Source organism: Mycobacterium szulgai (assembly GCF_002116635.1).
GTDB classification, from domain to species: Bacteria; Actinomycetota; Actinomycetes; order Mycobacteriales; family Mycobacteriaceae; genus Mycobacterium; species Mycobacterium szulgai.
This window is the reverse complement of record NZ_LQPW01000134.1, coordinates 47,906-64,902: the sequence shown is the minus strand read 5'-3', so window position 1 is coordinate 64,902 and position 16,997 is coordinate 47,906. Positions and strand designations below refer to the sequence as shown.

Genomic DNA, 16,997 nt, shown 5'->3' with positions numbered 1-16,997 from the left:
GTGCAGCTAGTCTGCTTTGATGGCAGCCCGCCACCACACGCTGAGCTTGTCGATCGCCAGCTTGCACGGCGACGAGCAGACAGTGGGCTCGCCACTCAATCCAGCCGAACTCACTGCGCTGCGGCGCACCCGCCTGTTCGGCGCGACGGGCACCGTGCTGATGGCGATCGGCGCGCTCGGCGCCGGAGCCAGACCGGTCGTCCAAGACCCCACCTTCGGCGTCCGGCTGCTCAACCTGCCGTCGCGCATCCAGACCGTCTCGCTGACGATGACCACAACCGGCGCGGTGATGATGGCGCTGGCCTGGTTGATGCTGGGCCGGTTCGCGCTGGGCAAGCGGCGGATGTCGCGCGGGGACCTCGACCGCACCCTGCTGTTGTGGATATTGCCGCTGCTGATCGCGCCGCCGATGTACAGCAAGGACGTGTACTCCTACCTGGCCCAGAGCGAGATCTCACTGCAAGGCCTTGATCCCTACCGGGTGGGCCCGGCGTCCGGCCTGGGGCTTGGCCATGTATTCACCCTTTCGGTGCCCAGCTTGTGGCGGGAGACCCCGGCGCCGTACGGTCCGCTGTTCTTGTGGATCGGGCGCGGCATTTCCGCACTGACCGGGGAGAACATCGTCGCGGCCGTGCTGTGCCACCGTTTGGTGGTGCTGATCGGTGTGGGGTTGATCGTGTGGGCGACGCCGCGGCTTGCGCGACGCTGCGGCGTCGCTGAAGTAAGTGCCCTGTGGCTGGGTGCGGCCAACCCGTTGCTGATCATGCACCTGGTTGCCGGAATCCATAACGAGGCACTGATGCTCGGCCTGATGCTCACCGGCGCCGAATTCGCGCTGCGCGGCATCGATTCTGAGCACCTGCGGCCCTCATCGTGGCGACCCGGCCCGGATTGGGAACCGCTGGGCATGTTGCTGGGCGGCTCGATCCTGATCGTGCTGTCGTCGCAGGTGAAGCTACCTTCGATGCTGGCATTGGGTTTCGTCACGATGGCCCTGGCCTTCCGCTGCGGGGGCAACCTCAAGGCGCTGCTGCTGGCCGGCGGCGGCATGGCCGGGCTATCGCTGGCGGTGATGGCCGCCGTCGGCTGGGCCAGCGGACTCGGGTTTGGCTGGATGTACACCCTGGGCACCGCCAACGTGGTGCGCAGCTGGATGTCGCCACCGACACTGCTGGCCCTGGGCACCGGGCAGGTGGGCATCCTGCTGGGTCTGGGCGATCACACCACCGCGGTGCTGTCGCTGACCCGTGCCATCGGCGTGCTGATCATCATGGTGATGGTGTGCTGGCTGTTGCTGGCGGTGTTTCGCGGCCGGCTGCACCCGATCGGCGGCCTCGGTGTCGCCCTGGGGCTGACGGTTTTGCTGTTTCCGGTCGTGCAGCCCTGGTACCTGCTGTGGGCGATCATCCCGTTGGCCGCGTGGGCGACCCGGACCGGGTTCCGGGTGGCGGCGATCATCGTCACGCTCATCGTGGGGATCTTCGGCCCGACGGCCAACGGCGATCGCTTCGCGTTATTCCAAATCGTGGACGCCACGCTGGCCAGTGCCCTGATCGTGGTGGTGCTCATCGCGCTGACCTACCACCAGCTGCCATGGCGCCGATTGCCGGAGGAAAACGACGAACCGAATCAGCCCGTCGTGGTGCCCGCCGCCGAGATGCCGGACACCCCGCAGGCCACCCCTCGTTCGAAGGCGGCGCCCGACGCCTACGCTGACTCGACGTGAGCCGCGCCGACGACGATGCAGTGGGGGCACCTCCCGCTTGCGGGGGACGAAGCGTTGAGGAGGAGCGGCGCCCGTGACTTCGCCCGACCAGTCCCCCGAGGTCGTTGTTCGGCTGCGCGGGGTGTGTAAGCAGTACGGAGCCGTCACGGCAGTTTCTGGCCTCGATCTGGAAGTGCATGCCGCCGAAGTCATGGCCCTGCTGGGCCCCAACGGCGCCGGTAAAACCACAACCGTCGAGATGTGCGAGGGCTTCGTCCGTCCGGATGCGGGCACTATCGAGGTGCTCGGGCTGGACCCCATCCGGGACAACGCCCGGCTGCGCGCACGCATCGGCGTGATGCTGCAGGGCGGCGGCGGTTATCCGGCGGCACGCGCCGGGGAAATGCTGAAACTGGTCGCGGCCTACGCCGCCGACCCGCTGGATCCCGATTGGCTACTGGACACTCTGGGCCTGACCGAAGCGGCCCGCACCACTTATCGACGGCTCTCCGGTGGCCAGCAACAACGGCTGGCGCTGGCCTGTGCACTGGTCGGCCGTCCCGAACTGGTGTTCCTCGACGAGCCCACCGCGGGGATGGATGCGCACGCCCGACTGCTGGTGTGGGAGCTGATCGATGCACTGCGCCGCGACGGTGTCACCGTGGTGTTGACCACCCATCAGCTCAAAGAGGCCGAAGAACTCGCCGACCGGCTGGTCATCATCGACCACGGGGTGACCGTGGCCGCCGGAACACCGACAGAATTGATGCGAAGCGGCGCCAAAGACCAGTTGCGGTTCACCGCGCCGCCGCGGCTCGACCTGTCGTTGTTGGCCGCCGCTTTGCCGGAGGACTACAAGGCCACCGAGGTGACGCCGGGCGAGTATCTGGTCGAAGGCCCGGTCGACCCCCAGGTGCTGGCGACGGTTACCGCATGGTGCGCGCGGATCGACGTACTGGCCACCGACATGCGCGTCGAGCAGCGCAGCCTCGAGGATGTGTTCCTGGATCTCACCGGCAGGAAGTTGCGATCGTGACCGACGTGTTCCCCGCGGGAACGTTCGCCCCCGACCCGCGCCCCAATGCGGTCCCCAGGATGCTGGCCGCGCAGTTCGGCCTGGAGCTCAAGCTGCTGCTGCGTAACGGCGAGCAACTACTGCTGACCATGTTCATCCCGATCACGCTGCTGGTCGGGCTCACGCTGCTGCCGCTCGGGTCGTTCGGAACGCACCGCGCCGCGACCTTCGTTCCGGTCATCATGGCGCTGGCAGTGGTGTCCACCGCGTTCACCGGCCAGGCCATCGCGGTCGCGTTCGACCGCCGGTATGGGGCTCTGAAGCGACTCGGAGCGACTCCGCTGCCGGTTTGGGGCATCATCGCGGGCAAGTCGCTGGCGGTGGTAGCCGTCGTGTTTCTGCAGGCAATCATCTTGGGCAGCATCGGGTTTGCACTGGGTTGGCGGCCGGCGGCGGCGGCACTGGCACTGGGTGCGGCGGTCATCGCGTTGGGCACCGCGGGATTCGCGGCACTGGGCCTGCTGCTGGGCGGCACGTTGCGCGCCGAGATCGTCCTGGCCGTCGCCAACCTGATGTGGTTCGTCTTCGCCGGGTTCGGCGCCTTGACGCTCGAGACCGACATGATCCCGGCCTCGGTCAAATGGCTTTCCCGGTTGACGCCGTCGGGCGCGCTGACCGAGGCGCTGTCGCAGGCGATGATCCTGTCGGTGGACTGGTTCGGGATCGTCGTTCTGGCCGTGTGGGGCGCGCTGGCCACACTGGCCGCGCGGCGCTGGTTCCGGTTCACCTGAGTCGGTTGCCGTTGATTGCCGTTCGCGACACATAACCGAGGCACACAACGCGCCGGCGCGGGTGTGCCTCGTTTATGACTCGGCGCGCCGCCCGCTTCTACTACGTGACGTAGTTGTCGTTACGATCGGGCGGTGCCCGTCGGACGAGTGCTGCTGCGGTTGGTGGACCTGCTCCCCGACCCGAGTCTGCGCGTCCAGCGGATGGTGGCCGCGGCCGTCATCCTGACCCAAGGCGGTATCGCCGTTACAGGTGCGATCGTGCGGGTCACCGCCTCGGGCCTGGGCTGCCCGACCTGGCCGCAATGTTTCCCGGGCAGCTTCACACCCGTGGCCGTCGCCGAGGTTCCGCGCATCCACCAGGCCGTCGAGTTCGGCAACCGCATGGTCACGTTCGCGGTAGTCATCACCGCGGCGCTGGCCGTGCTGGCCGTCACCCGGGCCCGCCGACGCACCGAGGTCCTGATCTATGCGTGGCTGATGCCGGCCTCGACGGTCGTGCAGGCGATCATCGGCGGCGTCACCGTTCGCACCGGGTTGCTGTGGTGGACGGTAGCCATCCACCTGCTGGCCTCGATGACGATGGTGTGGCTGTCAGTGCTGCTTTACGTCAAGGTCGGCGAGCCCGACGACGGGGTCGTGCATGAGCGGGCTGCCAAGCCACTGCGGGTGCTGACTGCGCTGAGCGCCGCGAATCTTGCGGCGGTACTCGTGACGGGCACCCTGGTGACTGCGGCCGGTCCGCACGCAGGTGACAAGAGCCCCAGCCGAACCGTGCCACGTCTCATGGTCGAGATCACCACCCTGGTCCACATGCACTCGTCGCTGCTGGTGTCGTATTTCGCGCTGCTGGTCGGGCTGGGATTCGGCCTACTGGCGGTGCACGCCGCCCGGGCGATCAGGGTCCGGCTCGCCGTGCTGCTCGCGTTGGTTGTCGCGCAGGCCGGGGTCGGCACCGTGCAGTTCTACACCGGTGTGCCCGCCGCGTTGGTCGCGGTGCACGTCGCCGGCGCCGCCGCCTGTACGGCGGCCACCGCAGCGCTGTGGGCATCGATGCGGGAGCGGGGACCCCGCGAATTGAACCAGCCTGACGCCCCGCCTCCGGGCGCCGCAGGGGGACAACCGTTCCGCCGAACGGTGGACTCCAACTAGCTACGGCTAGCGGATATATTTCCGCCGTTCGTAGGGCGAGACTGGTTATGGCCAACTTCACACCACCAGCCGTCATGTGCGGCCATGAGGTCAGGAACACCCATGAGCGTCAATCTATTAGCGATTAACCAGACGGCACTTGACGAGCGGGCTGTTCCACTGGCGCGAACGCAGTTGGGCGTGTGGCTGGCACAGCAGACGGACTTTTCCACCAGCACCGACCGGGCTACCCCGGCAGTGTCGGTTCCGCAGTCGTTCAGCGAGCAAGTGGCTCGTGCCCCCGAGGCCATCGCGCTGGTCTCCAACGGCACCTCATGGACCTACCGCGAGCTCGAGGAAGCCGCCAACAGACTCGCCCACCTCGTCGCCGCACACAGCGCCGGCCCTGGCGCTGTGATCGCTTTGATGTTTGAACCGTCGGCCCAGGCAATCATCGCGATGCTGGCGGTGCTGAAAACCGGTGCGACCTATCTGCCCATCGACCCGGCACTTTCGGATGCCGAGGTGGCGTTCCTGCTCGACGACGCCGCTCCCAAAGCGGCTATCACCGTCACGACCCAGGCCGGCCGGCTGGCCCACCACGACCTACCCGTCATCGATATCAACGACCCGGTCATCAATACCTCCTACCCCACCCATGCCCTACCCCATCCCAACCCCGACAACGTCGCCTACATCCTGTATCCGTCGGTTGCGACCGGAAGCCCCAGAGGGTTAGCAGTCACCCACCACAACATCGCTAGCCAGAACCCTTCCGACCATCGCTCGATCTGGGAGATTTGGGGCGGTTTCCTGCGCACGCACGCCTAATCGCCGAAGCCGTATCGACGCGAGAACGGGCCGAGGTCCAGCCGCTCCAAAGCGGATTCGACACACAGCGCGAACTCTCGCTGGGCCAGATCACGCGCGCGTGCGTCCAGTCGCCGCCAGCCCAGCGACGGATCCACCAATTGCAGCTCCAGCAATCGCTCGCCGACGAGATGCACTCGCGCGTGGAGCAACTCTTCGACGTGCACGCCCGCCTGTATGGCCGCGGCGGCCAGCGCTGCGGCCCCCACATCCCAGAGCTCGAAGTCGGCCTCACCCTGATGCAGCCTGTCTTCGTGCGCGACAAACGCGTGCGACGGCTTGCCGCCGAGGAATATCAACACGGCCTCGGGAGCCGAACCACTCTGCAGCGAAACCCCGCGGCCGGCACCCTGCAGATCGGCAATGTGGGCCGCGGCCGTGGACCGTTCACTGAAACGCCTTGTGCCAGTTCCTATTTCAGGACCGACAAAAATATGACCGGCGCTGGGCAGCCGAACCGGCCGCCCGGGCGCGTACACCTCGACGGGCACCGTGGGCACTCCCTGTTCCGCCAGATCGCTCAGATAGCGCCGGTTGGCGTTCCAGGCGACGGCGGCGGGCGCGTTCAGCAGATTCTGCACCCCGGTGCTCCAGGCCAGGAATTCCTCGAGGCGTGCCGCGTAGTCGCGGGGCGCCCGCAGGATCACCAAGTGGGCGCGGTCGCTCTCCGGGTCGTCCCAGGACAGCCAACGCGCATGCAGTCCGCGCTGACGCAGAGCGCCGACGAGACCCGCGTCGTCGCCGTCACCAGCGACTTGCCGTGTCCAACCCGCCAACGCGATGCGCGGGTGGAAGATGTCCGGCCGGGCGAGCTTCATGCTCGGGCATGATAGCCAGGTGCACGCAATCGAAGTCACCGAAACCGGCGGTCCCGAGGTCCTGCGCTACGTGGAGCGGCCACAGCCCGAGCCCGGCCACGGCGAGCTGCTGATCAGGGCCGAGGCAATTGGCGTCAACTTCATCGACACCTACTTCCGTTCTGGCCAATATCCGCGGGAGCTGCCCTTCGTCATCGGCTCGGAGATATGCGGCACCCTGGCAGCTGTAGGTGACGGCGTCGACGGATTCAATGTGGGCGAGCGGGTGGTCAGCGCCTCGGCGAATGGTGGCTACGCCGAATTCGCTACTGCCCCGGCCTCTTTGACCGCAAAGGTGCCAGACGCCGTTAGCTCCGAGGTGGCGGCCTCGGTACTGCTCAAAGGGCTGACGGCGCATTACCTGCTGAAGTCGGTGTATCCCGTGCAAAGTGGTGACACGGCGCTGGTGCACGCCGGCGCCGGCGGCGTCGGACTCATCCTCACGCAATGGGCCACGCATCTCGGTGTCCGGGTGATCACCACCGTCTCGACCGCCGACAAGGAGCGTCTGTCCCGACGGGCCGGCGCCGACGAGGTGCTGCCCTACCCCGAGGATGCCGGCGAGTTCGGCGCCAAGATCCGCGAGCTGACTGCAGGCGTCGGTGTGCAAGTCGTGTACGACGGCGTCGGCGCTACGACATTCGACGCCAGCCTGGCCAGCCTGGCCGTGCGCGGTACGTTGGCGTTGTTCGGCGCCTCCAGCGGGGCCGTTGCGCCGATCGATCCGCAACGCCTCAACGCGGCGGGCTCGGTGTACCTGACTCGTCCGTCACTATTCCACTTCATTCGCACCGCCGACGAGTTCGCTTGGCGGGCAGGCGAATTGTTCGACATCATCGGCAGCGGCGCCGTCACCATCGAAGTCGGCGGCCGCTATCCGCTGTCGGAAGCGGCCGGCGCGCACCAAGATTTGCAGGGTCGCAAGACGACCGGATCGCTGGTGTTGCTGCCTTAGCCCTCTTGTCCCCACAAGCGACCGTCCTTGCCGCCGCTACCGTTGGTACCGGACTCGAGGACAACCCCGCCGTGGCCGCCGTTACCGATCCACCCGCCATGGCCGCCGTCGCCCCCTGGCCCAGACCGATTTTGCCGCCGGCGCCGCCGTTGCCGATCAGCCGAGCGTTGCCGCCGCGGCCGCCGCTTTCCTGGCCGCCCCAGCTGCCCGTAGCGTCGCCGCCGGCGCCGCCATTACCAATCAGCCCGGCGGTCCCGCCCTGCCCGCGGAATCCGCCGGGTCCACTCGCGCAGTACCCGCCGTAACCGCCGGCTCCGCCGGCGCCGAATAGTCCGATGGCGTCGCCGCCCGCGCCACCGGCGCCGCCCGCGCTGTTACCGGTGATGTCCGACCGGGTCCCGAACCCACCGGCCCCTCCGTGACCACCGTTGCCGAGCAGCCAGCCCGCGGTGCCGCCACGACCACCGCTCCAGCCGGCGGCGGCGGGTCCCGCCCGTGCCGCCGTTGCCGATCAGGCGGGCGTTGCCGCCGTCGCCGCCCGAATTCCAGGTGCTGTCGCCGCCAGCGCCCCCGTCACCGAGCAATCCGCCGGTGCCTCCGTGTCCGCCGAGTCCTGAGCTGACTTTGCCGATGCCTCCGGCTCCGCCCGCGCCGCCGCGGCCGAACAGCCCGACGGAATCTCCACCGGCACCGCCTGCGCCACTCGTGGATTCGAACTTGGTGCCCCCGCCACCTGCTCCGCCACTCCTGCCATCGCCGACCAGTAACCCACCAGTGCACCCCGACCTCCGGCGCCGCCGGTCACACCGCGGGCGCCGGCCCCACCGCGCCCACCGTTGCCGATCAATCCGACGTTGCCACCATTGCCCGCAACCCCGTTAGCGGTGGCGGCGTCACCGCAGCTACCGCCATTGCCGAACAGCAAGCCGCCATGTCGCCGTTGCGTCCGGGCGCTCCGTCAGCTCCATTGCCGACGAGCGGACGACCCAGCCACGTCTGAGTAGGCGCATTGATCGCACTCAACAGCAGCTGCAGCGGGTCGGCATTGGCGGCTTCCGCGGCCGCATAGGCGCCGGCGCCGGCGCTCAGTGCCCGCACGAACTCTTGGTGAAATTGCGCTGCCTGCGCACTAACCGCGGGATAGGCCCGAGCGTTGGCGGTGAACAGCTCGGCAAGTGCCGACGACACCTCATCAGCGGCAGCGGCCGCCACCTCGGTTGTCGGTACCACCGCCTCCAGATTTGGCGGCATTGAGTGACGAACCGACACCCGCCAGTTCGGTGGCCGCCGTTGCCAGCAGATCCACGGTGACGGTCAGCCAAGTCATGGCTAGGAACCTCTCGGTCGGCGTATTGATACGCCAGACACTGGCTGAGAGACGTTGAGCAAAACCTGTGCAGCGGATGAATGGCTGGATCTAGGTGAGATCCGGTGCGGGGGTCAGAACAGCGTTGGCAGCGCGATCGCGGAGTCAACTGCCAATGCGCAGAACACCAGCGCGAGGTAATTATTGGACTGCAGAAACAGCCGCAGCGGCTTCACCGGCTCGCCCGCGCGAACGCCGGTGTAAAGCTGGTGAGCCATCGCCAGGAACCACAACCCGCCCACCAGCGCCACGGCCGCGTACAGCCACCCGGTGGCCAGCGTCAGCACCAGCGTCGCCGCCACGGTCAGCCAGGTGTAGATCAGGATGTGCTTGGTGACCTGACGCTCGGTGGCCACGGCCGGCAACATCGGCACGCCGGCCGCTTTGTAGTCCTCCTTGTACCGCATGGCCAACGCCCAGGTATGCGGCGGAGTCCAGAAGAAGATGATCGCGAACATCACCAGCGCCGGCCAGGTGATCGTCCCGGTGATGGCCGACCACCCGATCATCACCGGCATGCAGCCAGCCGCGCCGCCCCACACCACGTTTTGCGACGTGCGCCGCTTGAGCAGCAACGTGTAGACGAATACATAAAACGCGATGGTCGCCACGGCGAGCAGCCCGGACAACAGGTTGGTGGTCCACCACAGCCAGAAGAACGAGCCGACGCTCAACACCAGGCCCAGCACCAGGGCGTTTCTGGTCGGCACCGCGGCGCGGGCCAGCGGCCGCCGCGCGGTTCGCTTCATCACCTTGTCGATATCGGCGTCGGCGACACAGTTGAGCGTATTGGCGCCCGCGGCGGCCATCATTCCGCCGATCAGGGTGTTGAGGATGAGCAGTGGGTGAACGGCGCCTCGATGGGCGAGCAACATGGCCGGTATCGCGGTGACTAAGAGCAGCTCGATCACGCGAGGCTTGGTCAACGCCAGATAAGCCAGGACCGTACTGGTCATTCGGCCCGGCGCGACGCGCCCGCGAACGCTCACGCATTAACTCCTCGGGGATTGCAGCCGCGCGCAGCTTCTACTACGCACGATGGTAGACCGCACGACCCCGGCCTCGGCGCCGCAGGGTCGATTCCGCAGCGATTTTTCCCCATTCCGGCACTGATGCAAAGCGCGGGTGGCCGGCAGGTTACTTTTCACGGGGGCTTCGGTGGGTACCCCCCATCTGGGCCTGCAGGCACCCGCAATCCCGCACTAGGGTGGGATTGATCAGTTTGATGACTCCGGACCTTAAGGACTGAGGACTGAATTTAGTGACCACACTCGAAGAGATCTCCGCGTTAACTCAACCGCGCCATCCCGACGACTGGACCGAGATCGATTCGGCTGCGGTCGACACCATCCGGGTGCTGGCCGCCGACGCCGTACAAAAGGTCGGTAATGGTCACCCCGGAACGGCGATGAGCCTGGCTCCGCTGGCGTACACCCTGTTTCAGCGCGCCATGCGCCACGATCCCAGCGACCCGCACTGGCTGGGCCGCGACCGGTTCGTGCTGTCTTGCGGTCACAGTAGCCTGACCCTGTACCTGCAGCTCTACCTCGGCGGCTTCGGTCTGGAACTGTCCGACATCGAGGCGCTGCGCACGTGGGGGTCCAAAACCCCGGGTCACCCGGAATTCCGGCACACCAAGGGAGTCGAGATCACCACCGGCCCACTCGGCCAGGGGTTGGCGTCGGCGGTGGGCATGGCGATGGCAGCGCGCTACGAGCGCGGCCTGTTCGACCCGGACGCGGAGCCCGGGACCAGCCCCTTCGATCACCACATCTACGTGATCGCCTCCGACGGCGACATCGAAGAAGGAGTTACCTCCGAGGCGTCGTCGCTGGCGGCGGTCCAGCAGCTGGGCAACCTCATCGTGTTCTACGACCACAACCAGATCTCGATCGAGGACGACACCGATATCGCGCTGTGTGAGGACACCGCCGCCCGCTACCGCGCCTACGGCTGGCACGTACAAGAGATCGAGGGCGGCGAAAACGTCGTCGGCATCGAGGAAGCCATCGCCAACGCACTGGCGGAGACCGGCCGGCCGTCGTTCATCTCGCTGCGCACGATCATCGGCTTTCCGGCACCCAACCTGATGAACACCGGCAAGGCGCACGGCGCGGCGCTGGGTGACGAAGAGGTTGCGGAGGTCAAAAAGATCCTCGGCTTCGACCCGGACAAGAATTTCGAGGTGCGCGACGAGGTGATCGCGCACACCCGCAAGCTGGTGGACCGCGGCAAGGAAGCGCACGAAAAATGGCAGTCGGAATTCGACGCCTGGGCGCAACGCGAACCGGAGCGCAAGGCGCTGCTGGATCGACTGACGGCCGAAGAGCTACCGGACGGCTGGGACGCCGACCTGCCGCACTGGGAACCGGGGTCCAAAGCGCTGGCCACCCGCGCCGCGTCGGGTGAAGTGCTGTCCGCGGTGGGGCCGAAGCTACCCGAGCTGTGGGGTGGCTCCGCCGACCTGGCGGGCAGCAACAACACCACCATGAAGGGCGTGGATTCGTTTGGCCCACCGTCGATTTCGACCAAGGACTACAACGCGAGCTGGTACGGCCGCACGCTGCACTTCGGGGTCCGCGAACACGCGATGGGCGCCATCCTGTCCGGGATCGTGCTGCACGGCCCCACCCGCGCCTACGGCGGCACGTTCCTGCAGTTCTCCGACTACATGCGTCCGGCGGTGCGCCTTGCCTCGCTGATGGACATCGACACCATCTATGTGTGGACGCACGACTCGGTCGGCTTGGGCGAGGACGGCCCTACCCACCAGCCGATCGAACACCTTTCGGCGCTGCGCGCGATCCCCAACCTGTCGGTGGTACGCCCGGCCGACGCCAATGAGACGGCCTACGCCTGGCACACAATCCTGGCGCGCGGCAACGGAAGTGGACCGGTCGGGTTGATACTGACCCGCCAAGGCGTGCCGGTACTGGAAGGCACCAACGCCGAAGGGGTGGCCCGCGGGGGCTACATACTCGGCGACGACGGCGGCGACGAGCCCGACGTCGTGCTCATCGGCACCGGTTCCGAGGTGCAGCTCGCCGTCGAGGCGCAGAAGTTGTTGGCGGATAAGGACATCATCGCGCGGGTGGTATCGATGCCCTGCGTGGAGTGGTTCGAATCCCAGCCCTACGAGTACCGCGACAGTGTGCTCCCGCCCTCGGTTTCGGCCCGGGTGGCCGTCGAGGCCGGAGTCGCACAGTCCTGGCACAAGCTGGTCGGCGACACCGGCAAGATCGTGTCGATCGAGCACTACGGCGAGTCGGCCGATTACAAGACTTTGTTCCGCGAGTACGGCTTCACACCCGAGGCCGTTGCTGCCGCCGCGGAAGAAGCACTCGATAACTGAGAAAAGGTGATTGAGATGACCCAGAACCCCAACCTTGCCGCATTGAGCGCCGCGGGGGTATCGGTTTGGCTGGACGACTTATCGCGGGACCGGATCAAATCCGGAAACCTGCAAGAACTGATCGACACCAAGAGTGTCGTCGGGGTGACGACCAACCCGTCGATCTTCCAGAAGGCACTCGCCGATAGCGACGTATACAACGACCAGGTCTCCGAACTGGCCGAGCGCGGTGCCGACGTGGACGCCACGATTCGCACCGTCACCACCGACGACGTGCGCAACGCCTGTGACGTCTTGCGGCCGCAGTGGGAGTCCTCCGACGGCGTCGACGGCCGGGTTTCAATCGAGGTCGACCCGCGGCTGGCGCACGACACCAACAAGACCGTTCAGCAAGCGATCGAGCTGTGGAAGATCGTCGACCGGCCCAACCTGTTCATCAAGATCCCGGCCACAGAGGCCGGCTTGCCGGCTATCACTTCCGTTCTGGCGGAAGGGATTTCGGTCAATGTCACGCTGATCTTCTCCGTTGAGCGGCATCGCGCGGTGATGGACGCCTATTTGGCCGGTCTTGAGAAGGCTCGCGAAGCCGGCCACGACCTGTCCAAGATCCACTCGGTAGCTTCGTTTTTCGTCTCGCGGGTGGACACCGAAATCGACAAGCGGCTGGAACGCAACGCCTCGCAGGAGGCGCTGGCACTGCGCGGACAGGCCGGTGTCGCAAACGCTCGGCTGGCCTATGCGGCGTACCAGGAAGTCTTCGAGGGCGGCGATCGCTACCAGGCGCTCAAGGCCGCCGGGGGCAGGGTGCAGCGACCACTGTGGGCGTCCACCGGCGTCAAGAACCCGGACTATTCCGACACCCTCTACGTCACCGAGCTGGTCGCGCCGCACACGGTGAACACCATGCCGGAGAAGACGATTGACGCCGTTGCCGACCACGGTGTAGTCACCGGCGACACCGTCAGCGGCACCGGTTCGGATGCCCAGCAGCTGTTCGACAAGCTCGAGGCGGTCGGCATCGATCTGCGCGACGTGTTCATCGTTCTCGAAAACGAAGGCGTGGAGAAGTTTGAGGCGTCCTGGAACGAGCTGCTCGAGGAGACCCAGGCGCAGCTCGATTCCGCCACCAAATGAACGCCGCAGCTGCCCGTAGCTCCAATACCGCCCAGTGGCACAACCCGTTGCGAGACAAGCTGGATAAGCGGCTGCCCCGAATCGCCGGCTCGTGCGGCATGGTGATTTTCGGCGTCACCGGCGACCTGGCCCGCAAGAAGGTGATGCCGGCGGTCTATGACCTGGCCAACCGCGGCCTACTGCCGCCGACCTTCGCCCTGGTCGGATTCGCCCGGCGGGACTGGGAGACCCAGGATTTCGCCAAGGTGGTCTATCAAGCCGTCAAGGAGCACTGCCGCACCCCGTTTCGGCAGGAGAACTGGGATCGGCTGGCCGAGGGGTTCCGTTTCGTACCAGGCTCATTCGACGACGACGAGGCGTACGCACGGCTCGCCGAGACACTGGAAAAGCTGGATGCCGAACGCGGCACCGGCGGCAACCACGCCTTCTATCTGGCGATCCCGCCCAAATCTTTTCCGGTGGTATGTGCACAGCTGCACAGATCGGGCCTGGCCCGACCGCAGGGCGACAGGTGGAGTCGGGTGGTTATCGAGAAGCCGTTCGGCCACGACCTGGACAGCGCCCGCGACTTGAACAAGGCGGTCAATGCGGTATTCCCGGAGGAAGCGGTCTTCCGCATCGACCACTACCTGGGCAAAGAGACAGTGCAGAACATCCTGGCACTGCGGTTCGCCAACCAGTTGTTCGACCCGATCTGGAACGCGCATTACGTCGATCATGTGCAGATCACCATGGCCGAAGACATCGGGCTGGGCGGCCGGGCCGGCTACTACGACGGCATCGGCGCGGCGCGCGATGTCATCCAGAACCACCTGATGCAACTGCTGGCGCTGACGGCGATGGAAGAGCCGGTCAGCTTCAAACCGTCGGCGTTGCAGGCCGAGAAGATCAAGGTGCTTTCGGCGACTCAACTCGCCGAGCCACTCGAGGAGACCACTAGCCGCGGGCAATACGCCGCCGGCTGGCAGGGCGGGGAGAAAGTCGTCGGGTTGCTGGACGAGGAGGGGTTCGCCGAGGACTCCACCACGGAGACGTTCGCGGCCATCACACTGGAGGTCGACACCCGCCGCTGGGCGGGTGTGCCGTTCTATCTGCGTACCGGAAAACGCTTGGGCCGCAGGGTGACCGAGATCGCTCTGGTTTTCAAGCGTGCCCCGCACCTGCCCTTCGACGCGACCATGACCGACGAGCTGGGCACCAACGCCATGGTCATCCGGGTGCAGCCCGACGAGGGGATCACATTGCGGTTCGGCTCCAAGGTGCCGGGCAGCGCGATGGAAGTTCGCGACGTCAACATGGACTTTTCTTACGGCTCGGCGTTCGCCGAGGATTCACCAGAAGCCTACGAGCGGCTGATACTTGACGTGCTGCTGGGCGAGCCGTCCCTGTTTCCGGTCAACGCGGAGGTCGAATTGGCTTGGGAAATACTCGATCCCGCCCTTGACTACTGGGCGTCAAACGGCAAGCCGGACCCCTATGAAGCGGGTACCTGGGGACCGGAGTCCGCGTTTGAAATGCTGCGGCGCACCGGCCGGGAATGGCGGCGGCCATGAGCCGCGCCGGCGACGATGCAGCGCGCGGCAATGCTGAGGAGCGGCGCAAATGATCCGCACAGGCGACCGTAACGAGGAGCGCCGCTGATGATTGTCGATCTGCCTGACACCACCACCACCGCGGTCAACAAGAAGCTCGACGAGCTACGCGAAAAGATCGGTGCCGTCACGATGGGACGGGTACTGACGCTGATCATCGCCCCGGACAGCGACGCCGTGCTCGAAGAGTCCATCGAAGCGGCCAACGATGCCAGCCACGAACACCCCAGCCGCATCATCGTCACGATGAGAGGCGACCCGTACGCCGACGAGGCCCGGCTGGACGCGCAACTACGCGTAGGCGCGGACGCCGGCGCCGGCGAGGTTGTGGTGCTGCGACTTTCGGGCCCGCTGGCCGGCCACGCCGACAGCGTCGTCACCCCCTTCCTGCTACCCGACATCCCGGTGGTGGCCTGGTGGCCGGACATCGCACCGGCCGTGCCGGCCCAGGACCCGTTGGGCAAGTTGGCGATTCGGCGCATCACCGACGCCACCAACGGCGTCGATCCCCTGTCGGCGATCAAGAGCCGACTACCCGGTTACACGGCCGGCGACACCGACCTGGCATGGAGCCGCATTACCTACTGGCGAGCGCTGCTGACTTCCGCGGTAGACCAGCCGCCGCACGAGCCGATCGATTCGGCGCTCGTGTCGGGCCTGAGATCCGAACCGGCACTTGACATCCTGGCGGGCTGGCTGGCCAGCCGGATCGACGGCCCGGTGCGGCGGGCGGTGGGCGAACTGAAAGTCGAGCTGGAGCGCAAGAGCGAGACGATTGTGCTGAGCCGGCCGCAGGAGGGCCGCACTGCCACCCTGCGCCGGACCGCGCGGCCGGATGCCCTGGTTCCGTTGGCGCGCAGGGTAACCGGTGAGTGCCTGGCCGAGGACCTGCGCCGGCTGGATCCAGACGAAATCTACTTCGCCGCGCTCGAAGGCATCAAGAAAGTGCAGTACGTGTGAGCACCGACATCCAAACCTTTCCAGACACCAAAACCTTGGTCGAGGCTGCCGGCAACCGCTTGATCGACGCGATCGGGGCCGCCGTTGCCGCACGAGGCCGAGCGTTGATCGTCCTCACCGGTGGAGGCAACGGCAACGCGCTGATGAGCTACCTCGCGGGCCAGGGATCACGCGTCGACTGGTCCAAGGTGCATCTGTTCTGGGGCGACGAGCGCTACGTCTCCGAAGACGACGACGAGCGCAACGAGAAGCAGGCGCGTGCGGCCTTGCTCGACCACATCGATATCCCGTCGAGTCAGGTGCATCCCATGGCCTCCAGCGACGGCGAATTCGGCACCGACATAGATGCCGCGGCACTGGCCTACGAGCAGGTACTGGCCGCTAACGCGGAGCCGGGCAATCCCGCACCCGATTTCGATGTGCACCTGTTGGGCATGGGTCCCGAGGGCCACATCAACTCGTTGTTCCCCGACACCCCGGCAGTGCGTGAGACAACCCGCTTGGTGGTCGCGGTGGAAGACTCCCCCAAACCGCCACCCCAACGAATCACCTTGACACTGCCCGCGGTTCGGCGTTCTCGAGCGGTGTGGCTGCTGGTGTCGGGTGCGGGCAAGGCCGACGCGGTGGCCGCCGCTGTCGGCGGCGCCGACCCGGTTTCACTGCCGGCCGCCGGAGCCGTCGGGCGCGAGAACACGCTGTGGCTGTTGGACGCTGAGGCCGCTTCCAGGCTTCCCGGCTAATCGCCGAGCGTCACGCTCGGCGATACCATGACCTCATGGCAGACAAGACCGTGCGCAGCACGCCCGTGCGAAGCCGCGTGAAGACCCTCACCCAGGCGGCATTGAACGCTGACCGCACCGTGGAGCAGGTCGAAGATGTCCTCGACGGCCTGGGCAAAACCATGGTCGAGCTGAACAGCTCGCTGGCGGCCCTCAACGCCACGGTCGAACGCCTCGAGGGCGGCCTGGATCATCTCGAGGGCACGCTGCAAAGCCTGGACAATCTGGCGAAGCGGCTCATCGTGCTGGTCGAACCGGTGGAGGCGATCGTCGAACGGATCGACTACATCGTGGGCCTGGGTGAAACGGTGATGACGCCGCTCTCGGCCACCGAGCACGTGGTGCGCGGCGTCATGGACAGACTGCGAAACCGCACGGCGCAGTAGTCGGTGACGGGCACCTCCCCGCTTCGATCCGCCTTACGCCGAGTGAACCGGTCCGCCAAAGGACCTCGGCGTTTTCCCTGACTACCGGTGCCGGCCCAGATCGGCGG

At 66.6% G+C, this 16,997-nt stretch carries 14 protein-coding genes and 2 pseudogenes; 13 read left to right on the top strand and 3 right to left on the bottom strand.

Features of this window, described 5'->3' with window-relative positions:
- Positions 1–19: 19 nt before the first annotated feature.
- The 6 genes and pseudogenes from mptB (at position 20) to AWC27_RS19005 (ending at position 5,470) form a co-directional block, all read left to right on the top strand.
- Positions 20–1,726, top strand: a complete 1,707-nt coding sequence (mptB, locus tag AWC27_RS19025) for a polyprenol phosphomannose-dependent alpha 1,6 mannosyltransferase MptB (RefSeq protein WP_085671907.1) — start codon at positions 20–22, stop codon at positions 1,724–1,726.
- Positions 1,720–1,803: pseudogene (locus AWC27_RS32260) on the top strand (16S rRNA (guanine(966)-N(2))-methyltransferase RsmD); the annotation flags it as partial. The gene mptB and the pseudogene AWC27_RS32260, both read left to right, overlap by 7 nt.
- The gene (locus tag AWC27_RS19020) at positions 1,800–2,741 is read left to right on the top strand and encodes an ABC transporter ATP-binding protein (protein ID WP_085671906.1); all 942 of its coding nucleotides are present in this window, start codon (positions 1,800–1,802) and stop codon (positions 2,739–2,741) included. The pseudogene AWC27_RS32260 and the gene AWC27_RS19020, both read left to right, overlap by 4 nt.
- A 59-nt stretch (positions 2,742–2,800) precedes the next feature.
- Positions 2,801–3,511 carry an ABC transporter permease gene (locus AWC27_RS19015; RefSeq protein WP_245847274.1) on the top strand — a complete coding sequence of 237 codons (711 nt, stop codon included), beginning with the start codon at positions 2,801–2,803 and terminating at the stop codon, positions 3,509–3,511.
- Between the two features lie 201 nt (positions 3,512–3,712).
- Positions 3,713–4,660, top strand: coding sequence for a COX15/CtaA family protein (locus tag AWC27_RS19010; protein WP_245847271.1), 948 nt, complete (start codon positions 3,713–3,715; stop codon positions 4,658–4,660).
- 102 nt (positions 4,661–4,762) lie between these two features.
- A complete protein-coding gene (locus tag AWC27_RS19005; RefSeq protein ID WP_169726824.1) occupies positions 4,763–5,470 on the top strand; it encodes an AMP-binding protein in 708 nt (235 codons plus the stop codon).
- On the opposite strand, the gene AWC27_RS19000 is transcribed toward AWC27_RS19005, so the two are convergent.
- Positions 5,467–6,327 (bottom strand): hypothetical protein, encoded by an 861-nt coding sequence (locus AWC27_RS19000; RefSeq protein WP_085671903.1) that lies wholly within the window; start codon positions 6,325–6,327, stop codon positions 5,467–5,469. The two genes, AWC27_RS19005 and AWC27_RS19000, sit on opposite strands and share 4 nt — an antisense overlap.
- 19 nt (positions 6,328–6,346) lie before the next feature.
- Here AWC27_RS19000 and AWC27_RS18995 point away from each other — a divergent pair, with 19 nt between their 5' ends.
- Entirely contained in the window at positions 6,347–7,321 is a 975-nt protein-coding gene (locus AWC27_RS18995; protein ID WP_085671947.1) for a quinone oxidoreductase family protein, read from the top strand.
- On the opposite strand, the pseudogene AWC27_RS33265 reads toward AWC27_RS18995, so the two are convergent.
- Together AWC27_RS33265 and AWC27_RS18985 are read right to left on the bottom strand one after the other, a co-directional pair.
- Positions 7,318–8,648, bottom strand: a pseudogene (locus AWC27_RS33265) (PE family protein). The gene AWC27_RS18995 and the pseudogene AWC27_RS33265 sit on opposite strands and share 4 nt — an antisense overlap.
- 113 nt (positions 8,649–8,761) lie before the next feature.
- A complete protein-coding gene (locus AWC27_RS18985) occupies positions 8,762–9,676 on the bottom strand; it encodes a heme o synthase (RefSeq protein WP_085671902.1) in 915 nt (304 codons plus the stop codon).
- 272 nt (positions 9,677–9,948) lie between these two features.
- Between AWC27_RS18985 and tkt the strand changes: the two genes are divergently transcribed.
- The 6 genes from tkt to AWC27_RS18955 all read left to right on the top strand — a co-directional run bounded on the left by tkt (position 9,949) and on the right by AWC27_RS18955 (position 16,890).
- Entirely contained in the window at positions 9,949–12,039 is a 2,091-nt protein-coding gene (gene tkt / locus AWC27_RS18980) for a transketolase (RefSeq protein ID WP_085671901.1), read from the top strand.
- A gap of 15 nt (positions 12,040–12,054) precedes the next feature.
- Complete coding sequence (gene tal / locus AWC27_RS18975) at positions 12,055–13,173, top strand: transaldolase (protein ID WP_085671900.1); 1,119 nt, start codon at positions 12,055–12,057, stop codon at positions 13,171–13,173.
- Positions 13,170–14,726, top strand: coding sequence for a glucose-6-phosphate dehydrogenase (zwf, locus tag AWC27_RS18970; protein ID WP_085671899.1), 1,557 nt, complete (start codon positions 13,170–13,172; stop codon positions 14,724–14,726). The genes tal and zwf overlap by 4 nt, the downstream gene beginning before the upstream one ends.
- A gap of 87 nt (positions 14,727–14,813) precedes the next feature.
- A complete protein-coding gene (gene opcA / locus AWC27_RS18965) occupies positions 14,814–15,725 on the top strand; it encodes a glucose-6-phosphate dehydrogenase assembly protein OpcA (protein WP_085671898.1) in 912 nt (303 codons plus the stop codon).
- Complete coding sequence (gene pgl, locus AWC27_RS18960; protein ID WP_085671897.1) at positions 15,722–16,465, top strand: 6-phosphogluconolactonase; 744 nt, start codon at positions 15,722–15,724, stop codon at positions 16,463–16,465. Before opcA ends, pgl begins: the two co-directional genes overlap by 4 nt.
- Positions 16,466–16,500: 35 nt before the next feature.
- Entirely contained in the window at positions 16,501–16,890 is a 390-nt protein-coding gene (locus tag AWC27_RS18955; RefSeq protein WP_085671896.1) for an ATPase, read from the top strand.
- The last annotated feature ends 107 nt before the right edge of the window (positions 16,891–16,997 follow it).